This is a genomic window from Pantoea brenneri, assembly GCF_038594305.1.
Lineage (GTDB): Bacteria > Pseudomonadota > Gammaproteobacteria > Enterobacterales > Enterobacteriaceae > Pantoea > Pantoea brenneri.
This window is the reverse complement of record NZ_JBCGBG010000001.1, coordinates 1,615,136-1,636,938: the sequence shown is the minus strand read 5'-3', so window position 1 is coordinate 1,636,938 and position 21,803 is coordinate 1,615,136. Positions and strand designations below refer to the sequence as shown.

Here is a 21,803-nt window from a genome sequence, read left to right as displayed (position 1 = left end):
GTTCGCCACGGAGTAAAACCATGGATTCTGTTTCGCAGTTGGTGCTGGGTGCCGCGGTCAGCGTGGCGGTAATGGGACGACGCGTGCCGGTCTGGCAGGCTGCAGTGGTCGGTGCCGTCTGCGGCACCCTGCCCGATCTTGATGTGTTTATCGATCATGGCGATGCGATACGCAATATGACGCTGCATCGTACCGAAAGTCATGCGCTGCTCTATCTCACGCTGATATCGCCGCTGATCGCCTGGCTGGTGGCCGGACTGTTCCGCCACCGGGTGAGATGGCCGGCATGGTGGCCCGCCATCTGGCTGGCGCTGATTACCCATCCGCTGCTCGATTTAATGACGGTGTATGGCACCCAGCTTGGCCTGCCGCTGACCGATCATCCCTATGCGATTGGCAGTATTTACATCGTCGATCCGCTTTATACGCTGCCGCTGCTGATTGGCGTGGCGCTGGCGCTGTGGCGGCGCAGTGAGCGCGGGCTACGCTGGAACCGGATTGGCCTGACCCTGAGTACGCTCTACCTGCTGTGGAGCGTGGCGATTCAGGGCGTGGCGGCAGGGCAGATCAAGCAGGCGCTGGTCCGGCAGGGGATCCCAACCGATAAGGTGCTGGTGACCCCGACCGCCTTCAACAGCCTGGTGTGGCGCAGCGTGGTGATGACACCGGACCGCTACGGTGAGGTTTACTGGTCACTGCTGTCGCCACGGCGTCCGCTGCAGGTGGTATGGCGTCCCCGTCATCCTGAACTGTTTGATGCGCTGCGGGGAAACGGGTATGCCGAGCGGGTCGCGTGGTTCAGCCACGGTTTTTATGCGATGGCGGAACGCAACGGGCAGATTACCATTGCCGATCTGCGGATGGGGGAAGGCGATGATTTCACCTTTACCTTTAACCTCGGTAGCCCACAACAGCCCGATCCACAGCCACAGCGGCTGCCGTCGGAGCGGCCTACTTTGCAGGCGGTGTTCTCGACACTGTCTCAGCGGCTATAAAAAAAGCCCGGTCAGAGACCGGGCTTTTTATTGCCAGCAGGCGGTTAGCGTGGTTGACGGCGGCGGCGCACCAGCCAGCCCATCGTCAGCAGCGCAAACCACAGCGGTGTCACCATCAGGGCCTGGCGCGTATCTTCCTGCAGGGTCAACAACACCAGCACGAAAGCGAAGAACGCCATGCAAACCCAGCACATGAACTTGCCCATTGGCATTTTAAAGCCGGACTGGGCATGACGCTGCGGGTACTTTTTACGGTAGGCCAGGTAGCTGCACAGGATGATGGTCCAGACGAACATGAACAGAATGGCGGAAACGGTGGTCACCAGGGTGAATACCGTCATCACGTCCGGGATCAGATAAATCAACGCTACGCCAGTCAGCAGACACAGGCAGGAGAAAAGCAGGCCGGTGGTCGGGACCGCGCGCGCTGACAGGCGGCCAAAGGCACGGCTGGCCACGCCCTGCTGCGACAGGCCATACAGCATACGGCTGGTCGAGAAAATACCGCTGTTAGCGGAGGAGGCTGCCGAGGTCAGGACCACGAAGTTGACGATACTGGCCGCAGCGGGCAGGCCAATCAGCACAAACATTTCAACGAACGGGCTACGGTCGGCCATCACCCGGGTCCAGGGCGTCACCGCCATGATCACCATCAGCGCCAGCACGTAAAACATAATAACCCGCAGCGGAATGGCGTTAATCGCGCGCGGCAGCACTTTATGTGGATCGTGCGTTTCTGCCGCGGCGGTGCCGACCAGTTCAATGCCGACAAAGGCAAACACCGCAATCTGGAAGCCGGCAAAGAAGCCGCTCAGCCCTTTTGGAAACAGCCCACCGTGATCCCAGATATTACTCAGCGAGGCGGTGCCGCCGCCGGGTGAGGGATAATGCATCGATACCAGCACAATGCCGGTAATGATCAGCGCCACAATCGCCACGATTTTGATGATCGCGAACCAGAACTCCATCTCACCAAACAGTTTGACGGTCGCAATGTTGAGCGTCAGGAAAACCACCACGCACAGCAGGGCGCTCATCCAGATCGAGAAGCCGGGAAACCAGAGCTGGAAGTACGCGCTGATAGCAACCACATCAGCAATGCCGGTCACCACCCAACAGAACCAGTAGGTCCAGCCGGTAAAATAGCCCGCCCAGGGGCCGAGCAGGTCAGCCGCAAAATCGCTGAATGATTTGTACTCAAGATTGGACAGCAGCAGCTCGCCCATTGCCCGCATCACGAAGAACAGCATAAAGCCGATGATCATATAAACAAAAATGATCGAGGGTCCCGCCAGGCTAATGGTTTTACCGGAACCCATGAACAGGCCGGTACCGATAGCACCACCGATGGCGATAAGTTGAATATGGCGATTATGCAGGTTGCGCCGCAGTTTATCCGGGCCTTCCTGCGCGAGTGGCGCGTCTTTAGATTGATCAACCATGGAATTGTCTTTCCTTTCTTGATGTTGTGTCAGCTCTGCTGGCTGTTACTGAATGGCGTCGCCCGAAGGCAAGCCGGCATAAGATAGTGGAAGTCACCCTAAAGCCGGTAACGGTTTTTTATCAATTGTGACCATTGCCGCTCAATCAGGTGGCAGCAAAGCGTTACGCGGGTTAATCCTGCGGCAGGCTGGGTAATTTTTCATCACGTTGTGTCAGGTTCAGGGCGTGACGGGGATTGTACTTCTACACTTTTTGTTGGTTATTCATCATGCTGCGAGAGGGACTATGCGCACGCTTATTCTGTTTTTGCTGTTGATTGCGCTGGGATGGGTCAGTTTACCCTGGCTAAAACAGCATCTGCCGCCGCAATTTAATCCTTTTATTCCGCTGTCGGTGACCGACCCGCCGGGCTGGATGACGCAACTCAAAATGAAACGGCTGGCCGGCGATCCTGCCGCCTGTCTGGCGGTGATGCGGCGCGCGCAGCAGGCGGGCTGGGTCAGCTTCAGCGAAAGACCGCCGCTACGGGGCAACTGTCCCCTTGCCGATCCGTTGCGTATCCAGAAATTTGGCCCGGTCAGCCTGAGCAGCAGTTTCCTTGCCAGCTGCCCAATGGCGGTTGCCAGCACCATGTATGCCTTACGCAGCCGTGAACAAACCCTGCAACAGATGCAGAGCCCGCTGGTGCGGATTAGCCACGTCGGCAGTTATGCCTGTCGCAATATTTATCATCGGACCGAAGGGCGATTGAGCGAACATGCGACGGCTGATGCCTGGGATGTGACCGGCTTTCAACTGGCCAATGGTCAGCGGCTTACTGTCAGCCAGCACTGGCAGCAGCCTACGGACAAAGCCGCAATGCTGCATACGCTATGGCGTGGCGGTTGCCAGGTGTTTGGCAATGCGCTGGGACCCGACTATAACGCCGCTCATATCACCCATTTTCATCTGGGCATGCGCGGCGCGGGGTATTGTCGATAAATCATAAAACAGGATTAATACCGCGTTTGATTATGAAATGATTTGCTGGCCACGAAAAAACAAATCCAGTCATCATCGCGAGTTGCAGCATAAACCAGAAGAGCGTCCGCGACGGATTGATCTGCTGATGCAGCACAAATTTCAGGGCCAGCGCCATAAAGAAAAAAATGCCGGCCTGACAGATCAGCAGCGGAAAGGCGCTGCGTTTAAATGCCAGCGACAAGCGCTGCCAGAATGATTTTTTTTCATGTTGAGGCAGGGAGAAAAATTGAAAAAGCAGCAGTAACAGGAAAGAGAGTAACAGCGAAATTGCTGCCTGTTGCCAGATCAACAGCGGTATTTTCAGATAGTTCAGCAGCGTGATAATTGGTAAGGTTAGCGCCTCAGCTAAAATACAGGCGGCGGCTGAGATGGCGGTGGCGATAAATAGCGCTTGCCAGCCACGATAGCGGGACGATTTGGGCGAAATCAGTAACGCTGCTTTTAACTGATGTCGGGGAATCCGGCCGAGATACCACCAGGCCAGCCAGCCGATAAACGGCAGATAAAGCCCGGTGAGTGGCCAGATCAGGTTCATCAGTCTGCCCGGCTGACGGTAAAGGAAAATATCCTTGGTAATCATCAGCGCGGTGCAAACGCCGGACACCAGAAAGAGTAAAGCCCACTGATTTAGCATCGTATGCTCCCGTGGCGGGTTAATCCATGTCGTGTTGAAACGCGCGTCTGACGGCTGTTTTCGTCCCGGATCTTAAGCGGTTAGTCACGGTGACCGTAGATTAAGCGTAGTCTCAGGATTACAAGAGTGAAATGTATGCTTATTACCTGATGAAAAATATGTTGAACATCAACCTTTACCGCTTCGCTTATTCAGCACCTATTTAACCTGCTGTTTAACCATAAATTACTGGCGCTCAGGAAATAACTTTTTATCTGGACTGAGACTTTTGCAACGCTGCTGAAAAAATCGAATGAAACACAATGATTGAAATTCCATCGGAAAAATCTTATTCTCCACTGATGATTGAAAGTTACACCGGACGGCCTCATATTGACGTTGAAAGGCGGTTGTGGGGAGCCTGAGGTTCAGAGAATTAAATGCCATCTTTATTGTGGCGATGCCGGTTTGTACAATAAATTAATTTACTCCTGATAATTTATTTTTTATCTGAATAACCAAAATGAATAATAATGCGCAAATGCGTAAAAATAATGCCGAGGCAATATGAGTAGCGGGGATTATTTCGCCTGGCGGGGTGACGCAGAAGAAAAATTTCGGGCATTAACTTGTTCTTCTGAGCTGAAGACGTTATTGCACTGCTTTACTGAATCATTAGGCTTCGACTATTTTGCCTTCCTGATTCAGCATCCGGTGCCTTTCACCCGACCGCGCATTCATTTACACAGCAGTTATCCCACGCAGTGGGTTAAGCATTATGAAGCGAACAATTATTACGCGGTCGATCCGGTGCTGGAACAGTGCCAGCGGCCCGGCCGGGGAATGGTCTGGACGCGTGAACAGTTTACCGAGGCCGGTAACCTGTGGCAGGAGGCGGCAGAGCACGGCCTGCGTAGCGGTTTTTCTTGCTCGGCAATGGCACCAAATCGCGTCATTGGTATATTATCTATATCATCGCAACAGCCGCTTCCTATTCAGCAGCGCCGCATTGAGCTGGAAGTCAAACTACACTTTTTAGCGGAGCTAAGCTTAGATACGCTGGAACGCTTTAGCGATGATGCAATGATGGTACTAAAAAAAGAGTTTAGTCAGCGCGAGCTGGAAATTTTGAAATGGACTGCAGAGGGAAAAACTGCGGTGGAAATTTCACTTATTTTATCCATCTCTGAACATACCGTTAACTTTCACCAAAAAAATATGCAAAAGCGTTTCAATGTTTCCAATAAAACCCAGATTGCCTGTTATGCAGCAGCAGTCGGGCTGATTTAGACGAAAAGCAACTACCAGTTTTAGTAGTTCCCTCGTCCAGGTCAGTTGTCTACCCTGCGCCGGGGCTTTGCCAGGCTGGCGCAAAGAAATCATTGCAAACATGGGGATGTCAGAGGCGCATGATGAAAATAGTTCAAACGCAATTAAAGGATATGCCATCCTCTTTGCTTGCCGAACTTGGCAGCTACCGGTATAGCGTATTTGCGCGCGGCGAAGGCTGGTCTATTCCGCCACGTCTTAGCACGCCGGGACAGGAATACGATCGCTTCGATCGCTCAGACGTGACCTGGCTGATTGCCTGGAATGCGCGGGAAGGGATCAGCGGCTGCGCCCGGCTTATGCCGTGGTTCGAACCGGAACAGAGTGAAGGCATTGTGTTGCCCTTCAGCCATGAAAAGGTGTGGGAGATGTCGCGCTTCTCGGCCCGGCTGGAGGTGGATCCTGAGTTGCCACTGAACATTCTCTGGCACGCGGTGCAGCTGGCAGAGCTGAATGGCATGGAGTACATCATCAGTTCAGCCACACCGATGCTGGAGAAGATGTTTGAGCAGCATCGGGTGGTGTATGAGCCGCTGACGCCGGGCTTGATCCTGTCGGAAGATAATCTGTTCGCGATTCGCATTCCGGTGGTGCAGCCTGCGCTGGCGGAGAAGTATCGCGGCACCCGGCGTTTCAGTCCGGAAGAAGTACTGCCGTCGCTGGGTGTGTCAGTTAACTGGCAGTCACACAGCTAACTAATTTGCCCCCGCAACCGGGGGCAAAACGTTTACTGGCGGTAGGCCGCTTTGATCTGCTTAATGGTGTTGCTGAACACTTCCGCCTGCGGCTTATCGCCCAGCGTCTGCACGTAGCGTTCCATATTGATAATGACTTTTCCGGCATCCGCCTGACCCATGCCTTTCAGAATCAGCGTGATCATCATTTTCAGACCCGCTATTTCATCCGCTAATTTGCGCGCTTCCTGCGAAGTTGCAAAGTCTTCATCGCTCATGATTTTCTCCTTGGTGAATAACAACGTGTCGGCAATCTCGTCCGTACAGCAGTGCGTGAGTATACCACAGGGCGATTAAGTTGCTGATCGGGCCGGTTCGCTTCTGGCCGAAAAGGTTATCAATCCAGCAGGGCTAATCAATCGCGGAAAGTTATCATAGCGCTTAACGGTGTTCCTGACGGTGTTACACACCCACATAAATTCCGCATCGAATTCTGTTTAAGTAAATGAAAAATAACTTTTTTAATTTTATTTTTCAGGTGGGACAGGTGGCGGTTTCACCGCGACTCAGATAAGCATGATCATCGGTTTTCAATCAGGTATCGCCGCTACAGTTTTACTTTGTTGATGTGCTTTTGAGGTAAAAACGGGTATGATTACCGCCTGAAATCGTTAATTGCTTCCTCTTTTTAGCCTCTGGAGTCTTCCCGTTGATCAGTGTGCTTCTTGTTGATGACCATGAACTGGTCCGTGCTGGTATCCGCCGCATCCTGGAGGATGTCAAAGGTCTGGTGGTAGTCGGAGAAGTTAACTGTGGTGAGGACGCGGCCAAATGGTGTCGTGCCAATCAGGTCGATGTGATTTTGATGGATATGAACATGCCAGGCATTGGCGGGCTTGAGGCGACACGCAAGATCGTGCGCTACAATCCCGACATCAAAATCATCATGCTGACAATCCATACCGAGAATCCATTACCGGCCAAAGTGATGCAGGCCGGTGCCGCTGGCTACCTCAGTAAAGGGGCAGCGCCGCAGGAAGTGATTAACGCGATTCGTTCGGTTAACGCCGGACAACGCTACATCGCCTCGGACATTGCGCAGCAGATGGCGCTGAGCCAGATTGAGCCGCAGAAAGCCGAATCACCTTTCAGCTGTTTGTCGGAAAGGGAATTGCAGATTATGCTGATGATCACCAAAGGACAAAAGGTGACGGAAATTTCCGAGCAGTTGAATCTCAGTCCTAAAACCGTTAACAGCTACCGTTATCGTATGTTCAGTAAGCTGAACATCAGCGGTGACGTAGAGTTAACGCATCTGGCCATTCGACATGGCCTCTATAATGCGGAGCCGTTAATCAGTAGTGAGTGACGTTTTTAATTCCAAAGCCTTTCTGAGTACGGTGACCAGTAAGCCCGGCGTCTACCGCATGTATGACGCCTCAGGCACCGTCATCTATGTTGGCAAAGCCAAAGATCTGAAAAAGCGTTTGACCAGCTATTTTCGCACTCAGGTCGGCAGCCGCAAGACCGAAGCGCTGGTAAGCAATATCCAGCACATCGACGTCACCGTAACCCACACCGAAACCGAAGCGCTGCTGCTTGAGCATAACTACATCAAGCTGTATCAGCCGCGCTACAACGTATTGCTGCGCGATGATAAATCCTATCCCTACATCTTCCTGAGCGCTGACACCCATCCGCGACTGGCGATGCACCGTGGTGCTAAACACGCGAAAGGGGAATACTTTGGGCCGTTCCCCAACGGCTATGCGGTACGCGAAACCCTCGGATTGCTGCAAAAAGTCTTCCCGATCCGTCAGTGCGAAAACAGCGTTTACCGCAACCGATCACGTCCCTGTCTGCAATACCAGATTGGTCGTTGTCTGGGGCCGTGCGTGGCCGGACTGGTGAGTGAAGAGGAGTACGCCCAGCAAACCGATTATGTGCGCCTGTTCCTGGCGGGCAAAGATGATCAGGTCCTCAATCTGCTGGTGAAGCGGATGGAAGAGGCGAGCGTCGGACTTCGATTTGAAGAAGCGGCCCGCCTGCGCGATCAGATTCAGGCGGTGCGGCGGGTCACTGAGAAACAGTTTGTCTCCAATCAGGGCGATGACCTGGATGTGATGGGTGTGGCTTACGAGGCGGGTATGGCCTGTCTGCACGTACTGTTTATTCGTCAGGGCAAAGTGTTAGGCAGCCGCAGCTACTTCCCGAAAGTGCCGGCGGATACCGATCTGGCCGAAGTGGTGCAAACCTTTGTCGGACAGTTCTACCTGCAGGGCAGTGAAGCGCGCACCTTGCCGGGCGACATCCTGCTCGACTTTACCTTGCCAGAACGCGAATTGCTGGCCGACTCGCTGAGCGAGCTGGCTGGTCGACGGGTCTCGATTCAGAGCAAACCGCGCGGCGATCGCGCCCGTTATCTGAAGCTGGCGCGAACCAATGCCGCGACCGCATTAACCACCCGGTTATCGCAACACTCGACGATTCATCAGCGTCTGGCAGCTCTGGCTGAGTTTCTTCAGCTCGACAAGATCACGCGCATGGAGTGTTTCGATATCAGTCACACCATGGGTGAGCAGACGATCGCCTCCTGCGTGGTGTTCGATCAGAACGGTCCGCTGCGTGCCGACTACCGCCGCTACAACATCAGCGGTATTACGCCCGGCGATGACTATGCCGCGATGAATCAGGTGCTGCGCCGTCGCTATGGTAAAGCGATCGAAGAGGACAAGATCCCGGACGTGATCCTGATCGATGGCGGCAAAGGACAGCTTGCCCAGGCGAAACAGGTATTCGCCGAGCTGGATGTGCCGTGGGATAAATCCCGACCGATTTTACTGGGCGTAGCCAAAGGCAGCGATCGTAAAGCGGGACTGGAAACACTGTTCTTTGAAGCGGAAGGCGAGGGCGTTTCTCTGCCGCCGGATGCCCCGGCGCTGCATGTAATTCAGCATATTCGTGACGATGCTCACAATCATGCAATCTCGGGCCACCGTAAAAAACGCGCTAAAGTAAAGAACACCAGCGCACTGGAAAGCATCGAAGGAGTGGGGCCGAAACGGCGTCAGCAACTGCTTAAGTACATGGGGGGCCTGCAACCGCTGATGAATGCATCAGTGGAGGAGATCGCCAATGTACCGGGTATCTCACACGCCCTGGCAGAAAAAATATACTACTCGTTGAAACACTAGCATTGAAACGGGGGGGGCAATGTAGGAACATACGTTAAATTCTACCCATTCCAGACAGTTACCGGCATATGCAATTTAACATCCCGACGTGTCTCACCCTGTTCCGAGTCGTCCTCATCCCGTTCTTCGTGCTGGCTTTCTATCTGCCGTTTCACTGGGCACCGCTGGCTACTGCACTGATCTTCATTTTCGCTGCCGTCACCGACTGGTTTGACGGCTTTCTGGCGCGCCGCTGGAAACAGACCACCCGCTTCGGGGCATTTCTTGACCCGGTGGCCGATAAAGTGATGGTCGCGATGGCGCTGGTGCTGGTGGCAGAATATTTCCATGCCTGGTGGATTACGCTGCCCGCCGCCACCATGATTGCCCGCGAGATTATCATTTCTGCGTTGCGTGAGTGGATGGCTGAGATTGGTAAACGCAGCAGCGTGTCGGTTTCATGGATTGGCAAAGTGAAAACCACCGCCCAGATGCTGTCGCTGTTTGCCCTGCTGTGGCGTCCTGACAGCACGGTAGTCGGAATTGGCGTGGTGGCGTTATACATTGCTGCGGTGCTGACTTTCTGGTCAATGTTTCAGTATTTAAGCGCGGCGCGCGGCGATCTGCTCGAACCGTGATCGATGCGATTTAAAAAGCAGCAAACAGACACACAGTGAGGATAATTTTATTGACTCACTGCGTCAGGTCAGTAGAATGCATCGCATCGAACGGCAGCCAGCCTGCCAGAAGATAAATAAAATCAGCAAGTTCGATGCAGTTGCTGAAATGCGGGAATAGCTCAGTTGGTAGAGCACGACCTTGCCAAGGTCGGGGTCGCGAGTTCGAGTCTCGTTTCCCGCTCCAGATTCGCAGGTCAGGTTAACCTGGCGGCACATCAGTTTAAGGCGCGTTGGCAGAGTGGCTATGCAGCGGATTGCAAATCCGTGTACCTCGGTTCGACTCCGGGACGCGCCTCCAGTTACACCCTGCCCGGGTGGTGAAATCGGTAGACACAAGGGATTTAAAATCCCTCGGCTGTAAGGCTGTGCGGGTTCAAGTCCCGCCCCGGGCACCATATTGAAACCGAATAAAAACAAGCAGTAAGCAATGTCGTAAGCCACCTCAAAAGGTGGTTTTTTTGTTTCTGCAGGGTGGCGAAGACGACGGTTAGACAGACCGTGCCCTCGTGCTCGATTATCCTTCCCCCTTTCTCTGCAAATTCCGGCCTCAGGCGCGCGAGCTGAAAACCAGCTGGTCGTCAGCGTTACTGATCAGATACATTCGCTGCGCTTCACCGCTGGATGAGACAAAGGTCACCTGTTGGCCGATACTGACAGCATCAAATGCCTCGGTAGGTTGCAGCTGTTTCTGGATCTCAAGCACGATTCGTGATTTAAAGGGCTTTTCATTCACCGTATCGATATGGTAACTGGCGGTGAATGTCAGATCCGGATGATCAAGAATATAAAATTGTCCTGAGGGCATAGACATTACCTCTTCGCTTATTTCAGTCTGCTGAACGCCGGAAGCGTTTCCCCCGACAGTCTGGCTTTTAAGGCTAGCTGAAGAATGCGTGATTAAAAGCATTAGCAATCTATTTTTATGGTTTCCGCTATTTTATCAAATATTCACCGCTTGCGCTTGCAGCCTTATTAGCCGGCACTACCCTTACTTAATCCGCCGTTATTACTGCAGTACCCAGGCTGAAATATCCCGCCAGGTGACGGGCAGATCTTCGAAGGGGAAGGCGGTCGATTACGCCGGGCAGGCAGCCTGAATGCTGGTTAAGCAAGGCAACGGGCAGCGCGCTGTGGCAAAGGGTTACGCGAGGCAGGGTGAGGTGCAGGGCGGGGAAACACGGGCATAGTATAACGGTATTATTGCAATTCTTCGGGGATTGCCGATGCAGGTTCAACTCCTGCTGCCCGGTCGTGCTGCTATCTGCCTGATGATAAAAATAACCGTAGCCGGGGTTAGCCTGCTGGAAATAATCCGGCTGAATAGTTAATCAGTTTAGAGATGAGCCGATATTTGAAATTATTATATTAACCAGTCGGCTGGCCACGCTATTCCGCTTTATGTTGACAGAACAATTTCCTGCTGTATCGGCTTACCCGTTTACGGATATTCGTGTGTCTGTTACGCCGCGCAGGGCGATATGTTTAAAAAACGCTTAATGGCTGCTCGTTGTGGTGGAATATATAAGCCTTAATAGTCGACTTATGGTTTTAACCCCGCTGCAGAAATCATCATCAACGTGCAGATCAGCCGCACAGGTACTTATACCCATCCTGCTACTGAGTGCCTACCCACCACTGATACAATGGCAGACTTCTGTTACATCGCTTTTCACTCAATTTTGCGGCCTGAGTCGGTCTTTGTAACCTGTTGAAAGTTATTCATTTACCGTATGGTAAGGTTATCCATTCTCAGCCGCAAAAGAAGTCGGGACCCTTTATAATGACGCTTTCCACTGACCAGCAGCCTGATACCGCATTTCCGCCGATGATTGGCGTAATCTCCAGCCCGTTACTGAATTCCTGGCAGCAGAAAATCCTCCATCAACTGACGCACCAGCTCAACGCGCGTGGCGTGTTGATGCTCCTGTTGAATGCCGCCACTGAACAGGCGCTCGCAGCACAGCTGACTCAGGCGGCCCCGCTCGGGCTGCGTGGTTTACTGCTGTTGCCGGGTGCGTTCAGTGACTCACCGCCTGCAAGCATCCTGACCAAGGTCTCGCTGCCGGTGCTGCAGCTTGATGCAGAGCAGGTAATGCAGAAGGGTGCCAGGCAGGCGGGCGAAGCGATCGGGCGACTGCTGCTGGCAGAAGGTCATCAGCGGCTGGGTTATCTGCAGAGCCAGGCAGGGTCATCGCCACAGAAACAAGGCTACAGCGCCAGCCTGATGGCGGCAGATCAAGCGATCTGCGTCGATCTGGTGGCGGGCGGCAACGATCGTGAACAGGGCTGGCAGGCGATGACCGATTATCTGAAACAGACCCGCGCCGCCGAGCGCATCCAGGCGCTGTTCTGTGAATCTGATCTGCTGGCGTTTGGTGCAATGCAGGCAATCCGGGATTTTGGTCAGGGCGCGCACGTAGCGGTAGTCGGGTTCGGTGATCTTGATGAAGCACAATCCTCAACCTGGCATCTGACCAGCTGGTCAGTCAATATCGAGCGGGCAATTAACGACGCGCTGAACCGCCTGCTGGGACCCTGTGCAGCACAAGGTGAAACGGGCGGCGAAGGGGGGTTAAAGCGTCGTCACTCCCATTTAGGCAAACAGCGACCGGGAGAGATGTCTGAGTGCGGGTGCGCCCATCGGCACTAGTCCGCCCGGCGACGGATGCATCGTGATCCGGGCGGAAGATCCTGAACTCAGGGCTAGAGGTTCAGGATTGTGGCTGACCAACCGGGCCACTGCCGCCAGGCGCACCGACCGGCTGCTGACCACCTGGCGGTGACGGCGGCGGCGGCGCATCTCGGCCCGGCGACTGAGGCGCACAGGCGGAAAGGGTAGTGATAACGGCAAAAGCTGACAGCAATAAGGCGCAACGTTTCATCAAGGTATCCTGAAAGTTAAACGGTGCTTTTAGTATAGAAAAGTCCGGTGGAATCACCTGATACGGCGTCTTGTGCCAGCCAGAGCAGAAATTGCGGCCGATTATTTGAGACGCCTCTCATCTCCGGCGTGCCGGCAATGCGTTTTGTGCTGAACCCCGCTAAGGTAGCGCATCATTGAAGAGGAGTGGTTATGAATGGCATCGTGAAGTTCGTCCGCGGCTGGCTGGTGTTCTCTGTTCTGTGGGGCGTGTTCATGTGGTTTATGTCATGGCAGCAGCAGGGCAAAGAGATAGGGCTGGCGATTCTGACCAGTCTTTACGCCGGTCTGATCTATCAGGCATTAATGACGATGGTGGCCCGCTACAAAGCGCGCCGGCAACAGGCCTGAGCCTGACCGGCAGCGTTGCAGGCCGCCGGTCAGCCAGAATAAATCGCCGGGTTAGCCGAAATTACCGGTTAACCGGCGATGAAAATCAGTACTGCGGTGATCCAGCCCCTCAATCTTCACCTGCGCGCCATAGCGCTGATAGCGATGTTCAATGCCATCCAGCGCCGCCACACTTGATGCGTCCCAGATCTGCGCATGCGTTAAATCGATAATGACGTTTTTCGGATCGTGGGCGTAATCGAAATGTTCAAACAGATCGTTGCTGCTCGCAAAAAACAGCGGCCCGCGCACCGTATAACGTACCGATTCGCCATCCTCGCTCAGCTGACGCTCGGCGTGAATGACGTGGGCAATGCGGCGGGCAAACAGCATCATAGCGACAATCACGCCGGCCAGCACCCCCAGCGCCAGGTTACCCGTCCACACGGTCACCACCACGGTCAGCACCATAATCAGCGTTTCAGACCACGGCATGCGCTTCAGCGTAGCCGGTTGCAGGCTGTGCCAGTTGACGGTTTTCACCGCCACTACCATCATGATCCCTGCCAGAACCACCATCGGGATTTGCGCCATAATCTGGCTCAGACCGGTAACCAATAGCAGCAGCACCAGTCCGGCAGCCACGGTAGAAACCCGACTACGCGCCCGGCCGAGCTCGACGTTAACGATGGTCTGGCCGATCATCGCGCAACCGGCGATACCACCATAAAAACCGGCAAAAATGTTTGCCACGCCCAGTCCCCAGGATTCCCGACGTTTGCTGGACGGCGTATCCGTCAGGTCATCCACCAGTTTGGCGGTCAGCAGCGACTCCATTAGCCCGACAAAGGCGATACTGAGCGCGGTCGGCCAGATAATCTGCAGCGTCTGCAGATTCAGCGGCACCATCAGGCTGTTAAAGCCGGGCAGGCCAGGGCTCATCGGGCCTTCGTCGCCAACATTCGGCATGCGATAGCCCATCAGCAGGGCAACGCCGGTTACCACCACAATCGCCACCAGCGGTGAGGGAACGCTCTTAACCAGCCGCGGCAACAGCAGCACAATCGCCAGCGTCACGGCAAAGAAGAGCCACACCAGCGATGATTGTCCCCAGACGTGCGGAACCTGAGCAAAGAAAATCAGCACGCCCAGCGCATTCACAAATCCCAGCATCACCGAGCGTGGAATGTAGCGCATCATGCGTGCCAGCCCGGCCAGACCAAACAGGATCTGAATCACGCCGCCCATCACCACCGCGGGCAAAATGTAGTTAACGCCATGCAGATGCACCATCGGACCGATCACCAGCGCCACTGAACCGGCGGCAGCGGTCACCATTGCCGGACGGCCACCGAGAATCGACAGCGTCAGACAGAGCACCACCGAGGCAATCAGGCTGACTTTAGGATCAACGCCGGCAATAACCGAAAAAGAGATCACTTCGGGGATCAGCGCCAGCGCGGTAATCACCCCGGCCAGGCATTCGCGGGTCAGCAGCGCCGGAGAGCGTAATACGCGTCCGACACTAATATCACTCGCCACAACCGGCGTTGCAGCGACATCATTCGATTGAGTCATAAAGGATTGCAGGCTCTTTTTTGTTTTGCTCCCGCACGAAGGGCGAGAAAGTCGGGATAAAAGTGAGGGCAGATGTTACCGGGCGCAGGGCGAAGATACCAGAAAAAGGCGGGGTGACTCCCTCCATGGAGTCGGGATTATAACGAGAAATCATCCGGGGTTTTGTGGACGACCAGCTCAAGCAGCTGCCGATAGATTTCCAGCGACTCCCGGTTGCTTTCCAGTTCCAGACGATGAATCAGTTTAGAAATAATCGCCTTATTACTGACCGGCATGCCGGACTGCAGGATCTCCGCGACCACTAAGCCGAGCATCTCCATATCACTGGCCGGTTTATTGGCGGCAGCATTAAAGTAGTCGGCAATTTCCTGATCGGTTCTGGGAACCCTATTCTGATTTTGCATGTGTAAGCCCTTCAAAACAGCCCGATTCCCTTTCGGATGTCAGGACAAAAAGACATTAAAAAAACCTCCGCATGGACAGATGCGAAGGAACCCAACGTCATAAATAAACGGATAAAAAAATAACCTCTGAAGGTGGAAATCCACTGACACCTTCAGAGGCGACGCAAGTGCATCATTCGTTACAGAGTCGCAAAACAACTCGTGGGGATAAAGTTATACAATGAAGTCCAATCTGTACAATCGGATTCCTAAGCAAAATGTGCTATTTGAGCATTAACAGGGGCTTATAAGGAATATTCTGAGAACAAAATTGTACAGAAAATGTGTACAGCCTGGAAAGTTGACTTAAATGATGCGGAAAGCGTGCGACAACTTCCCGCGTTAACCTTAACTGAAAAGTGCGAGTCTGGCGGTCAGCTTGCGCAGGGCTTTTTTCTCACCGACCACCGCCATGCCCAGCAAACGCCACTCCTGACGTGGCTTCTGCCGCATCGCGTCACTCAGCGCCTGATAGTCGGTGGTGGACTGGCCCTCTTCCGGAAACAGCACCATATCGCAGCCAGCCTGTTCGGCGTTTTCCCGCAGCAGGCTGAGCTGATCGGTGGTAGCCGCCAGTACCGGGATACCGACCGGGATCAGGCCGGGGCAGGGATGGGCACTGGCATCTTCCAGCGCCTCGCCGACCAGCGCCGGATGACGCTGGCCGAGGGTTAACGCCATAACGGCAGCGGCATTGGTTGCTTTGCCCGGCGGCAAACTGGCATTCAAAATCATGACACAACGTAAGTCCTGCATTGCGCTTCTCCTGACTAAAAAGCGCATTGTGGCAGGCGGATCAGGCCGGGTCTGGAAGATTTGTGCAGGCACGCTGATAACGTGCCGGACTGAGCTGGCAGGCGCGCTTAAACCAGCGGCCGAGATGGCTCTGATCGGCAAAACCCAGCGCGGCGGCGACATCGGCCACCGGCTGGCCCTGAGCCAGTCGCCGCCGGGCCTGACTCAGCCGCCACTGCACCAGCCAGGCGTGAGGTGGCAATCCCCAGTGGGCCTGGAACAGCCGCGACAGACGAAAGCGATCCAGTTTCAGACTCAGCGCCATCTGCTGCAAACCCGGATTTTCAGCATGATGAGCAATCAGCCAGTCCCGCGCCTGCAGCGCCAGCCGGGCATCCGGGTATACCGGCCCGGACGCGCGCCACAACCGGTGTTGCGTCAGCTGGCCAAACAGTCGGTCGAGTGCCGCGTCTTTGATTAATGTCGGATGATCGTGCCACAACGCGTCGAAGGCGTGCCAGACCGCATAAGCCAGCGGCCGGTCGTCGCGCAGCGTATCCGCGAAGCCTAACTCACGCTGCTCTGGTCCCTCCGCCAGCAGCGGAGCGAGATGCAGCTCAATCTGCTGGGGTGAAAGATAGAGCATGCGGTAGGTGAAGCCCTGCTCATTGATCGCGTCGCCATCATGTAATTCTTCCGGTTCCAGCATAAACACCGTACCGGGTCGGCTTTGATGCTGTTTGCGTCGCGAATGAAACTGCTGTACACCTTGCTCAGTTACACCAATCAGGTAACTGTCGTGCCAGTGCGGATCGTAAGCGTGTCCGGTAAAATGGGCGCGCAGCGACTCAATACCGCTGGCAGCATCACGGCGCAAATCCACCCAGTTTTTCGCAGCTGTTATCATGGTGTTCGACTCCCGGTTGCGGCCTCTGGACATTCTGCCGCGATCCACTAATTTTTAACAGATCGGGCGCTTTCCAATCGCGTTTGGCTTTGCGTATAATAACGCCTTCATTTAATTAGAAGTCTAACAATTAGGTTGCTAACATTTGTTATCGCATACTCGTACATTTACCCATCTCCTGCATCTGACCGCACACGCCTGGCGCCTGGCCGTCGATCGCCATCTGAAAGATAGTGGTCTGAGCATGAGCAGCTGGATGGCGATTGGCCTGATTGCCAGTGAACCTGAAAGAATGACCCAGACCGAGCTGGCGCAGCTGCTGGGACTGGAAGATGCCAGCATGGTGCCGCTGGTCGATCGGCTGGTCAAACAATCGCTGCTGTCGCGGGTCCAGCCGCCGGAAGATCGGCGAAAACGCCATCTGGTGCTGACTGAAAAGGGCAACCAGGCGTTCGCTAAAGTAAAAACCCAGGCCGACGCGCTGCGTAGTGAAATGCTGGCGGACATCGATCCGCAGGACCTGGCCGTGACCGAGCGAGTGTTACAGCAACTACTGACGCGAATGGGAAGCATGTAAAGGTGGCGAAGCGCAATCCCTATGCCGCGCGCGAGTGGTTACCGCATGAAAAACCGATGCTGCCTGGGTCACCCTCGACCCCGCTGCATCCGCTGCCGAAGCGGGTGGCGTTTGGTCTGATCGGCCTGCTGATCTCGCTGACCGGGGCGCTAAGTAATGCGCTGGTCACCGCCAATCTGATCAATCTGCAGGGCACCTTCGGCGCCTATTCGAATGAGATTGCCTGGCTGCCGGCGGTCTACGTGATGGGTAATATCTCCATCAACCTGCTGCTGGTGAAATTTCGTCAGCAGTTTGGCCTGCGTGCCTTCACCGAAGCGTTTCTGGTGCTGTATGTGCTGGTGGCGTTCTTTCATCTGTTCGCCAACGACCTCAGTTCGGCGATCATCGTGCGTACCGCGCACGGCATGGTAGCGGCAGCGCTCAGCTCGCTGGGTATCTACTACCAGGTGCAGGCATGGCCGGCGAAGCATCGTCTGAAAGCGCTGGTGATTGGGCTGACGGTGTCGCAACTGGCGATTCCGCTGGCGCGTCTGTTCTCTTCGGAACTGCTGCAGCTTAACGAGTGGCGCGGTCTCTATCTGTTTGAGCTTGGCCTGGCGATGATTGCGCTGGGCGGGGTACTGCTGGTCAAGTTGCCGCCCGGCGACCGCATCAAGACCTTTGAAAAAATGGATTTCGTCACCTTTATGCTGCTGGCTCCGGGCATGGCGCTGCTGTGCGGCGTGCTGTCATTGGGGCGGATTGAGTGGTGGTTTACTACGCCGTGGCTCGGCATCTGCACCGCCATCGCATTAACGCTGATCGTGACCGCGATTGTGATTGAGCACAACCGGCGCAATCCGTTGATCAATACCCGCTGGCTCAGCAGCGGCATGATGGTCCGGCTGGGGATTGTGATGATCATGATCCGCATCGTACTGGCGGAACAGAACACCGGCGCGGTCGGTTTTTTACAGCAGATTGGCTTACAGAACGATCAGATGCGCGGGCTGGCGCTGGCGATTATTGCCGGCGTGATTGTCGGTATCGCCGCCAGTGCGCTCACCATCAAGCCTAACCACCTCAACTGGCCAATCGTCACCTCACTGGTGGTGATGATTATCGCGTCGCTGATGGATGCGCACTCCAGTCCGCTGACCCGCGCCAACAATATGTACTTCAGCCAGTTTCTGCTGGGCTTCAGCAGCGCCTTCTTTATGGCGCCAGCGATGCTGATGGGGATTGGCAGCGTGGTCACCCAGCCGAAAAATCTGGTGAGTTTTGTGGTGCTGTTTGGCATGAGCCAGAACCTTGGCGGACTGATTGGTTCGGCGATCCTCGGGACTTTTCAGACCTGGCGGGAAAAATATCACTCCAGCCTGCTCAGCGATCAACTCTCGCTGCTTGACCCCAACGTCAACGAACGTCTCAGCCAGTACAATGCGCTGTTCAATAGCCTGGTCGGCGATAACATTCTGCTCGGCGCGCAAAGCAGCAGCCAGCTGCAAACTGTCGCGACATTACAGGCCAACGTACTGGCCTATAACGACACCTATCTGTTAACGGCGGCGCTGGCATTGATCACCCTGATGTGGGTGATCTGGCGATTAACGCGTCGGCGTTATCTCGACTGGCGCCAGGCGCAATTTAACCTGCGTGAGCAGCATCAGCTGGCCGCATTACAGGAAAACACGGAGAAACAATGAGTCAGCAGGACGAACTTCAGGCAGCCGAACGCGACCGTGCGAACCGCCGCCGTATTCTTTCTATTGCCGCCGGCAGCGGCATTGTGGTGATTGGCGTATTAGTCATTCTCTACGCCTGGCAACTCTGGCCCTTTACCAGCTCAGTGCAAACTACTGAAAATGCCTATGTCCGCGGCCAGGTGACCTTTATCAGTCCGCAGGTCAGCGGCTATCTGACCTCGGTTGAAGTCATCGATCTGCAACCGGTAAAAAAGGGTCAGCTGCTGATGACCATCGACGATCGTATCTATCGTCAGCGGGTGCATCAGGCCCAGGCACAACTGGCTATGAAGCAGGCGGCGCTCAGCAATAACCTGCAACAGCGACGCAGTGCCCAGGCGACGATTGAAAGTAATAAAGCGGTGCTGGAAAACGCCAAAGCACAGGCGCTGAAAAGCGGCTTTGACCTGAAACGCGTAGAGAACCTGACCGCTGACGGCTCGCTGTCGGTGCGCGAACGGGATGCCGCCCGCGCGGCTAACGCGCAGGCACAGGCGCAGGTCCGTCAGGCTGCGGCTCAGATCGCGGTCGCAGAGCAAAATCTGCAAACGGTAATCGTCAACCGTGCGTCGCTGGAAGGAGACGTCGCCAGTGCGCAGGCGGCACTGGAACTGGCGGAGATCGATCTGGCCAACACCCGGATTATCGCGCCGGATGATGGTCAGCTCGGCCAGCTGTCTGTGCGAACCGGCGCTTATGTCACGGCCGGAACGCGGCTGACCTCGGTGGTACCTAACCACAAGTGGATCATCGCCAACCTGAAAGAGACGCAGCTGGCGCGGATCCGGCCCGGTCTGCCAGTGACCATCCGGGTCGATGCGCTGGATGGCAAACGCTTTACCGGTCAGGTTGAATTTATCTCGCCAGCTGCCGGGTCGGAATTCAGCGCCATTTCGCCTGACAACGCCACCGGTAACTTCGTCAAAATTGCTCAGCGTATTCCGGTTCGTATCCGCATCGACGAGCAGGATATGCAGCAACTGCGACCCGGCATGTCGGTGGAAGTGAGCATCGATACCGCCGCACAGCCGGCAGGTGAGGGCGCACCATGATCGTCCGCCGTTTACTGATTGGCGCACTGACACTGACGCTGGCCGGTTGCGCGACCCAGGTTGAAAAAGCACCGTCGTCACTGCCGATTCCGCCTGCCTGGCGCGATCGGGTCGGGCCGGCTGCTCCGCCAGAAGCGGGCTGGTGGCGCGCCTTTGGCGATGCGCATCTCAACCGGCTGGTGACGCAGGCGTTACGCAATAATCCCGATATTCTCACCGCGCGTTCACGGGTGGATCAGTATCGCGCTCAGCTGCGTGCGGCGCAGGGCGATAATTTTCCGACTCTGAGCGCCGGCGTGGCGGCAACCCGTGAACGTACGCTCTCCTCGGTCACCGGCCAGCCTTATGAAACCGACGTTTTTCAGGGCCTGCTGCAGGCGAATTACGATGTCGATTTGTGGGGCGCGCGCAGCAGTTCGATTGACGCTGCGCAAGCCTCGCTGGCGGCGCAACAGGCTGCAGCCTCGGCGGCGGAGCTGACCATTGCCAGCTCGGTGGCCTCGGGTTATCTCAACTTATGTGCTCTCGATGAGCAGTTGCGCGTTACCGAAGCGACGCTGATCACCCGCAATAATTCGCTGACCCTTGCGAAGCGCCAGTTTGAAACCGGCTACACCTCACGGCTGGAGTGGATGCAGGCGGCCTCGGAGTACCAGTCAGCCAAAGCACAGATACCGCAGCTTAAGCATCAGATTGCCCGGCAGGAGAATGCGCTGAGTATCCTGGTGGCGATGAATCCACGCGAAATTGCTCGCCGACAGCAGTTCGATCAAATATCGCCGCAGCAGTTACCGTCGTTGCTGCCGTCCCAGTTGCTCAATCGCCGACCGGATATCGTTCAGGCGCAGCGCCAGCTGCTGGCCGCCGATGCCAGTCTGGCTTCGGCCAAAGCGCAGCTGCTGCCCAATCTCAACCTGACTGCGACCGGCACGTTACAGAGTTCGGTGCTGCATCAGCTGGCTGATAATCCGTTCCGCCTGTGGAGCGTCGGCGGCAGTATTCTGGCGCCGTTGCTCAACCGTGAAGCGCTGACCGCAGAAGTGGATGTCTCAATGGCCACCCGTAACCAGGCGCTCTATGGCTATGAGAAAGTGGTGCGTAACGCCTTCTCAGAAGTGAACGATGCGATGGATGCGATCCGGCAGGGTGAGGCACAACTGGAAGAGCTGCAAAAGCAGGAGAACTATGTAGCTGAAGCCTTGCGCATCGCCAGTAACCGCTATCAGAACGGTTACGCCTCCTATCTTGATGAGCTGGATGCCCAGCGTACCCTGTTTACAACTCAGCTAAATCTGGTGACGGTGAAAAATAATCTGCTGCTGGCGCAGATTGATCTCTATCGTGCGCTGGGTGGCGGCTGGTCAGCAAACGCCACGTCATCTTCTGAATAACCCTTTCCCTTCATACGGTTCCGATCCAGCAGCAGTCAGAGATTCTGCTCGCCGGATCGGCGCTGTTGCGTCCCGCGCCGCTGTGTTCCGCCTGACACCCTTATCGGTTAAATAAGCCCCGCATACTTCCGCTTACCTGTCTTTACATTAGGTGGTATCATGCGCGGGTTTTAGACTGGCCAGATGGAAAAGCGCACGGATTGTTTATGCTGC

22 protein-coding genes and 4 tRNA genes are annotated in these 21,803 nt (G+C 55.3%); 17 read left to right on the top strand and 9 right to left on the bottom strand.

Going from position 1 to position 21,803, the window contains the following annotated elements; all coding sequences use genetic code 11:
- Positions 1–20 precede the first annotated feature (20 nt).
- Positions 21–995, top strand: coding sequence for a metal-dependent hydrolase (locus AABB92_RS07680; protein WP_031376092.1), 975 nt, complete (start codon positions 21–23; stop codon positions 993–995).
- A 44-nt stretch (positions 996–1,039) separates the two neighbouring features.
- Here the strand turns inward: AABB92_RS07680 and cycA are convergent, their stop codons facing one another.
- Complete coding sequence (gene cycA / locus AABB92_RS07675; RefSeq protein ID WP_031376091.1) at positions 1,040–2,437, bottom strand: D-serine/D-alanine/glycine transporter; 1,398 nt, start codon at positions 2,435–2,437, stop codon at positions 1,040–1,042.
- A gap of 286 nt (positions 2,438–2,723) precedes the next feature.
- Here cycA and AABB92_RS07670 point away from each other — a divergent pair, with 286 nt between their 5' ends.
- The gene (locus AABB92_RS07670; RefSeq protein WP_031376090.1) at positions 2,724–3,419 is read left to right on the top strand and encodes an extensin-like domain-containing protein; all 696 of its coding nucleotides are present in this window, start codon (positions 2,724–2,726) and stop codon (positions 3,417–3,419) included.
- A gap of 1 nt (position 3,420) precedes the next feature.
- Here the strand turns inward: AABB92_RS07670 and AABB92_RS07665 are convergent, their stop codons facing one another.
- Positions 3,421–4,095 (bottom strand): DUF4396 domain-containing protein, encoded by a 675-nt coding sequence (locus tag AABB92_RS07665; protein WP_046288405.1) that lies wholly within the window; start codon positions 4,093–4,095, stop codon positions 3,421–3,423.
- A gap of 546 nt (positions 4,096–4,641) precedes the next feature.
- On the opposite strand from AABB92_RS07665, the gene AABB92_RS07660 reads away from it, so the two are divergent.
- Both AABB92_RS07660 and AABB92_RS07655 read left to right on the top strand, forming a co-directional pair.
- The gene (locus tag AABB92_RS07660) at positions 4,642–5,364 is read left to right on the top strand and encodes an autoinducer binding domain-containing protein (RefSeq protein ID WP_031376089.1); all 723 of its coding nucleotides are present in this window, start codon (positions 4,642–4,644) and stop codon (positions 5,362–5,364) included.
- Positions 5,365–5,486: 122 nt separating this feature from the next.
- Positions 5,487–6,098, top strand: a complete 612-nt coding sequence (locus AABB92_RS07655) for an acyl-homoserine-lactone synthase (RefSeq protein WP_031376088.1) — start codon at positions 5,487–5,489, stop codon at positions 6,096–6,098.
- Positions 6,099–6,130: 32 nt separating this feature from the next.
- Here AABB92_RS07655 and AABB92_RS07650 read toward each other — a convergent pair whose 3' ends face one another.
- A complete protein-coding gene (locus AABB92_RS07650) occupies positions 6,131–6,355 on the bottom strand; it encodes a DUF2594 family protein (RefSeq protein WP_031376087.1) in 225 nt (74 codons plus the stop codon).
- Between the two features lie 431 nt (positions 6,356–6,786).
- Between AABB92_RS07650 and uvrY the strand changes: the two genes are divergently transcribed.
- The 6 genes from uvrY to AABB92_RS07620 all read left to right on the top strand — a co-directional run bounded on the left by uvrY (position 6,787) and on the right by AABB92_RS07620 (position 10,325).
- On the top strand, positions 6,787–7,446 hold the full coding sequence (gene uvrY / locus AABB92_RS07645) for a UvrY/SirA/GacA family response regulator transcription factor (protein WP_031376086.1): 660 nt from the start codon (positions 6,787–6,789) through the stop codon (positions 7,444–7,446).
- On the top strand, positions 7,439–9,271 hold the full coding sequence (gene uvrC / locus AABB92_RS07640; RefSeq protein ID WP_031376085.1) for an excinuclease ABC subunit UvrC: 1,833 nt from the start codon (positions 7,439–7,441) through the stop codon (positions 9,269–9,271). Before uvrY ends, uvrC begins: the two co-directional genes overlap by 8 nt.
- A 68-nt stretch (positions 9,272–9,339) precedes the next feature.
- A complete protein-coding gene (gene pgsA / locus AABB92_RS07635) occupies positions 9,340–9,888 on the top strand; it encodes a CDP-diacylglycerol--glycerol-3-phosphate 3-phosphatidyltransferase (protein WP_031376084.1) in 549 nt (182 codons plus the stop codon).
- 150 nt (positions 9,889–10,038) lie between these two features.
- Positions 10,039–10,114 (top strand) — tRNA-Gly (locus AABB92_RS07630).
- A 40-nt stretch (positions 10,115–10,154) separates the two neighbouring features.
- Positions 10,155–10,228 (top strand) — tRNA-Cys (locus AABB92_RS07625).
- Positions 10,229–10,238: 10 nt separating this feature from the next.
- Positions 10,239–10,325: transfer RNA gene (locus AABB92_RS07620), tRNA-Leu, on the top strand.
- A gap of 152 nt (positions 10,326–10,477) precedes the next feature.
- Here AABB92_RS07620 and AABB92_RS07615 read toward each other — a convergent pair.
- Positions 10,478–10,735, bottom strand: a complete 258-nt coding sequence (locus AABB92_RS07615; protein ID WP_031376083.1) for a hypothetical protein — start codon at positions 10,733–10,735, stop codon at positions 10,478–10,480.
- Between the two features lie 372 nt (positions 10,736–11,107).
- Here AABB92_RS07615 and AABB92_RS07610 point away from each other — a divergent pair.
- Together AABB92_RS07610 and AABB92_RS07605 are read left to right on the top strand one after the other, a co-directional pair.
- Positions 11,108–11,180, top strand: a tRNA-Arg gene (locus tag AABB92_RS07610).
- Positions 11,181–11,710: 530 nt separating this feature from the next.
- Entirely contained in the window at positions 11,711–12,580 is an 870-nt protein-coding gene (locus AABB92_RS07605) for a substrate-binding domain-containing protein (RefSeq protein ID WP_031376082.1), read from the top strand.
- 61 nt (positions 12,581–12,641) lie between these two features.
- Here the strand turns inward: AABB92_RS07605 and AABB92_RS07600 are convergent, their stop codons facing one another.
- Positions 12,642–12,812, bottom strand: a complete 171-nt coding sequence (locus tag AABB92_RS07600; protein ID WP_162836819.1) for a hypothetical protein — start codon at positions 12,810–12,812, stop codon at positions 12,642–12,644.
- A 191-nt stretch (positions 12,813–13,003) separates the two neighbouring features.
- On the opposite strand from AABB92_RS07600, the gene AABB92_RS07595 reads away from it, so the two are divergent.
- Positions 13,004–13,201, top strand: a complete 198-nt coding sequence (locus AABB92_RS07595) for a DUF6404 family protein (RefSeq protein WP_031377897.1) — start codon at positions 13,004–13,006, stop codon at positions 13,199–13,201.
- Between the two features lie 51 nt (positions 13,202–13,252).
- On the opposite strand, the gene AABB92_RS07590 is transcribed toward AABB92_RS07595, so the two are convergent.
- The 4 genes from AABB92_RS07590 to AABB92_RS07575 form a co-directional block, all read right to left on the bottom strand.
- Complete coding sequence (locus AABB92_RS07590; RefSeq protein WP_031377898.1) at positions 13,253–14,758, bottom strand: SulP family inorganic anion transporter; 1,506 nt, start codon at positions 14,756–14,758, stop codon at positions 13,253–13,255.
- 137 nt (positions 14,759–14,895) lie between these two features.
- Entirely contained in the window at positions 14,896–15,162 is a 267-nt protein-coding gene (locus AABB92_RS07585) for a biofilm/acid-resistance regulator YmgB/AriR (RefSeq protein WP_031377899.1), read from the bottom strand.
- Positions 15,163–15,549: 387 nt separating this feature from the next.
- Positions 15,550–15,957: a DUF2000 domain-containing protein gene (locus AABB92_RS07580; RefSeq protein ID WP_031377900.1), complete on the bottom strand. Its 408-nt coding sequence runs from the start codon at positions 15,955–15,957 to the stop codon at positions 15,550–15,552.
- 40 nt (positions 15,958–15,997) lie between these two features.
- A complete protein-coding gene (locus AABB92_RS07575; protein ID WP_046288404.1) occupies positions 15,998–16,843 on the bottom strand; it encodes an AraC family transcriptional regulator in 846 nt (281 codons plus the stop codon).
- 145 nt (positions 16,844–16,988) lie between these two features.
- On the opposite strand from AABB92_RS07575, the gene AABB92_RS07570 reads away from it, so the two are divergent.
- Genes AABB92_RS07570 through AABB92_RS07555 form a run of 4 tightly spaced genes read left to right on the top strand, consistent with a single transcriptional unit; the run spans position 16,989 to position 21,590 of the window.
- Complete coding sequence (locus AABB92_RS07570; protein ID WP_031377682.1) at positions 16,989–17,420, top strand: MarR family winged helix-turn-helix transcriptional regulator; 432 nt, start codon at positions 16,989–16,991, stop codon at positions 17,418–17,420.
- Positions 17,421–17,422: 2 nt separating this feature from the next.
- The gene (locus AABB92_RS07565) at positions 17,423–19,108 is read left to right on the top strand and encodes an MFS transporter (RefSeq protein WP_031377681.1); all 1,686 of its coding nucleotides are present in this window, start codon (positions 17,423–17,425) and stop codon (positions 19,106–19,108) included.
- Positions 19,105–20,199, top strand: a complete 1,095-nt coding sequence (locus tag AABB92_RS07560) for an HlyD family secretion protein (RefSeq protein WP_031377680.1) — start codon at positions 19,105–19,107, stop codon at positions 20,197–20,199. The genes AABB92_RS07565 and AABB92_RS07560 overlap by 4 nt, the downstream gene beginning before the upstream one ends.
- Positions 20,196–21,590, top strand: coding sequence for an efflux transporter outer membrane subunit (locus AABB92_RS07555; protein ID WP_031377679.1), 1,395 nt, complete (start codon positions 20,196–20,198; stop codon positions 21,588–21,590). The genes AABB92_RS07560 and AABB92_RS07555 overlap by 4 nt, the downstream gene beginning before the upstream one ends.
- The last annotated feature ends 213 nt before the right edge of the window (positions 21,591–21,803 follow it).

Excerpts from the sequence above, each read along its gene's own strand:
- AABB92_RS07680 (WP_031376092.1), top strand. The coding sequence starts at position 21 with ATGGATTCTGTTTCGCAGTTGGTGCTGGGTGCCGCGGTCAGCGTGGCG.
- cycA (WP_031376091.1), bottom strand. The coding sequence starts at position 2,437 with ATGGTTGATCAATCTAAAGACGCGCCACTCGCGCAGGAAGGCCCGGAT.
- AABB92_RS07670 (WP_031376090.1), top strand. The coding sequence starts at position 2,724 with ATGCGCACGCTTATTCTGTTTTTGCTGTTGATTGCGCTGGGATGGGTC.
- AABB92_RS07665 (WP_046288405.1), bottom strand. The coding sequence starts at position 4,095 with ATGCTAAATCAGTGGGCTTTACTCTTTCTGGTGTCCGGCGTTTGCACC.
- AABB92_RS07660 (WP_031376089.1), top strand. The coding sequence starts at position 4,642 with ATGAGTAGCGGGGATTATTTCGCCTGGCGGGGTGACGCAGAAGAAAAA.
- AABB92_RS07655 (WP_031376088.1), top strand. The coding sequence starts at position 5,487 with ATGAAAATAGTTCAAACGCAATTAAAGGATATGCCATCCTCTTTGCTT.
- AABB92_RS07650 (WP_031376087.1), bottom strand. The coding sequence starts at position 6,355 with ATGAGCGATGAAGACTTTGCAACTTCGCAGGAAGCGCGCAAATTAGCG.
- pgsA (WP_031376084.1), top strand. The coding sequence starts at position 9,340 with ATGCAATTTAACATCCCGACGTGTCTCACCCTGTTCCGAGTCGTCCTC.
- AABB92_RS07615 (WP_031376083.1), bottom strand. The coding sequence starts at position 10,735 with ATGCCCTCAGGACAATTTTATATTCTTGATCATCCGGATCTGACATTC.
- AABB92_RS07605 (WP_031376082.1), top strand. The coding sequence starts at position 11,711 with ATGACGCTTTCCACTGACCAGCAGCCTGATACCGCATTTCCGCCGATG.
- AABB92_RS07600 (WP_162836819.1), bottom strand. The coding sequence starts at position 12,812 with ATGAAACGTTGCGCCTTATTGCTGTCAGCTTTTGCCGTTATCACTACC.
- AABB92_RS07595 (WP_031377897.1), top strand. The coding sequence starts at position 13,004 with ATGAATGGCATCGTGAAGTTCGTCCGCGGCTGGCTGGTGTTCTCTGTT.
- AABB92_RS07590 (WP_031377898.1), bottom strand. The coding sequence starts at position 14,758 with ATGACTCAATCGAATGATGTCGCTGCAACGCCGGTTGTGGCGAGTGAT.
- AABB92_RS07585 (WP_031377899.1), bottom strand. The coding sequence starts at position 15,162 with ATGCAAAATCAGAATAGGGTTCCCAGAACCGATCAGGAAATTGCCGAC.
- AABB92_RS07580 (WP_031377900.1), bottom strand. The coding sequence starts at position 15,957 with ATGCAGGACTTACGTTGTGTCATGATTTTGAATGCCAGTTTGCCGCCG.
- AABB92_RS07575 (WP_046288404.1), bottom strand. The coding sequence starts at position 16,843 with ATGATAACAGCTGCGAAAAACTGGGTGGATTTGCGCCGTGATGCTGCC.
- AABB92_RS07560 (WP_031377680.1), top strand. The coding sequence starts at position 19,105 with ATGAGTCAGCAGGACGAACTTCAGGCAGCCGAACGCGACCGTGCGAAC.
- AABB92_RS07555 (WP_031377679.1), top strand. The coding sequence starts at position 20,196 with ATGATCGTCCGCCGTTTACTGATTGGCGCACTGACACTGACGCTGGCC.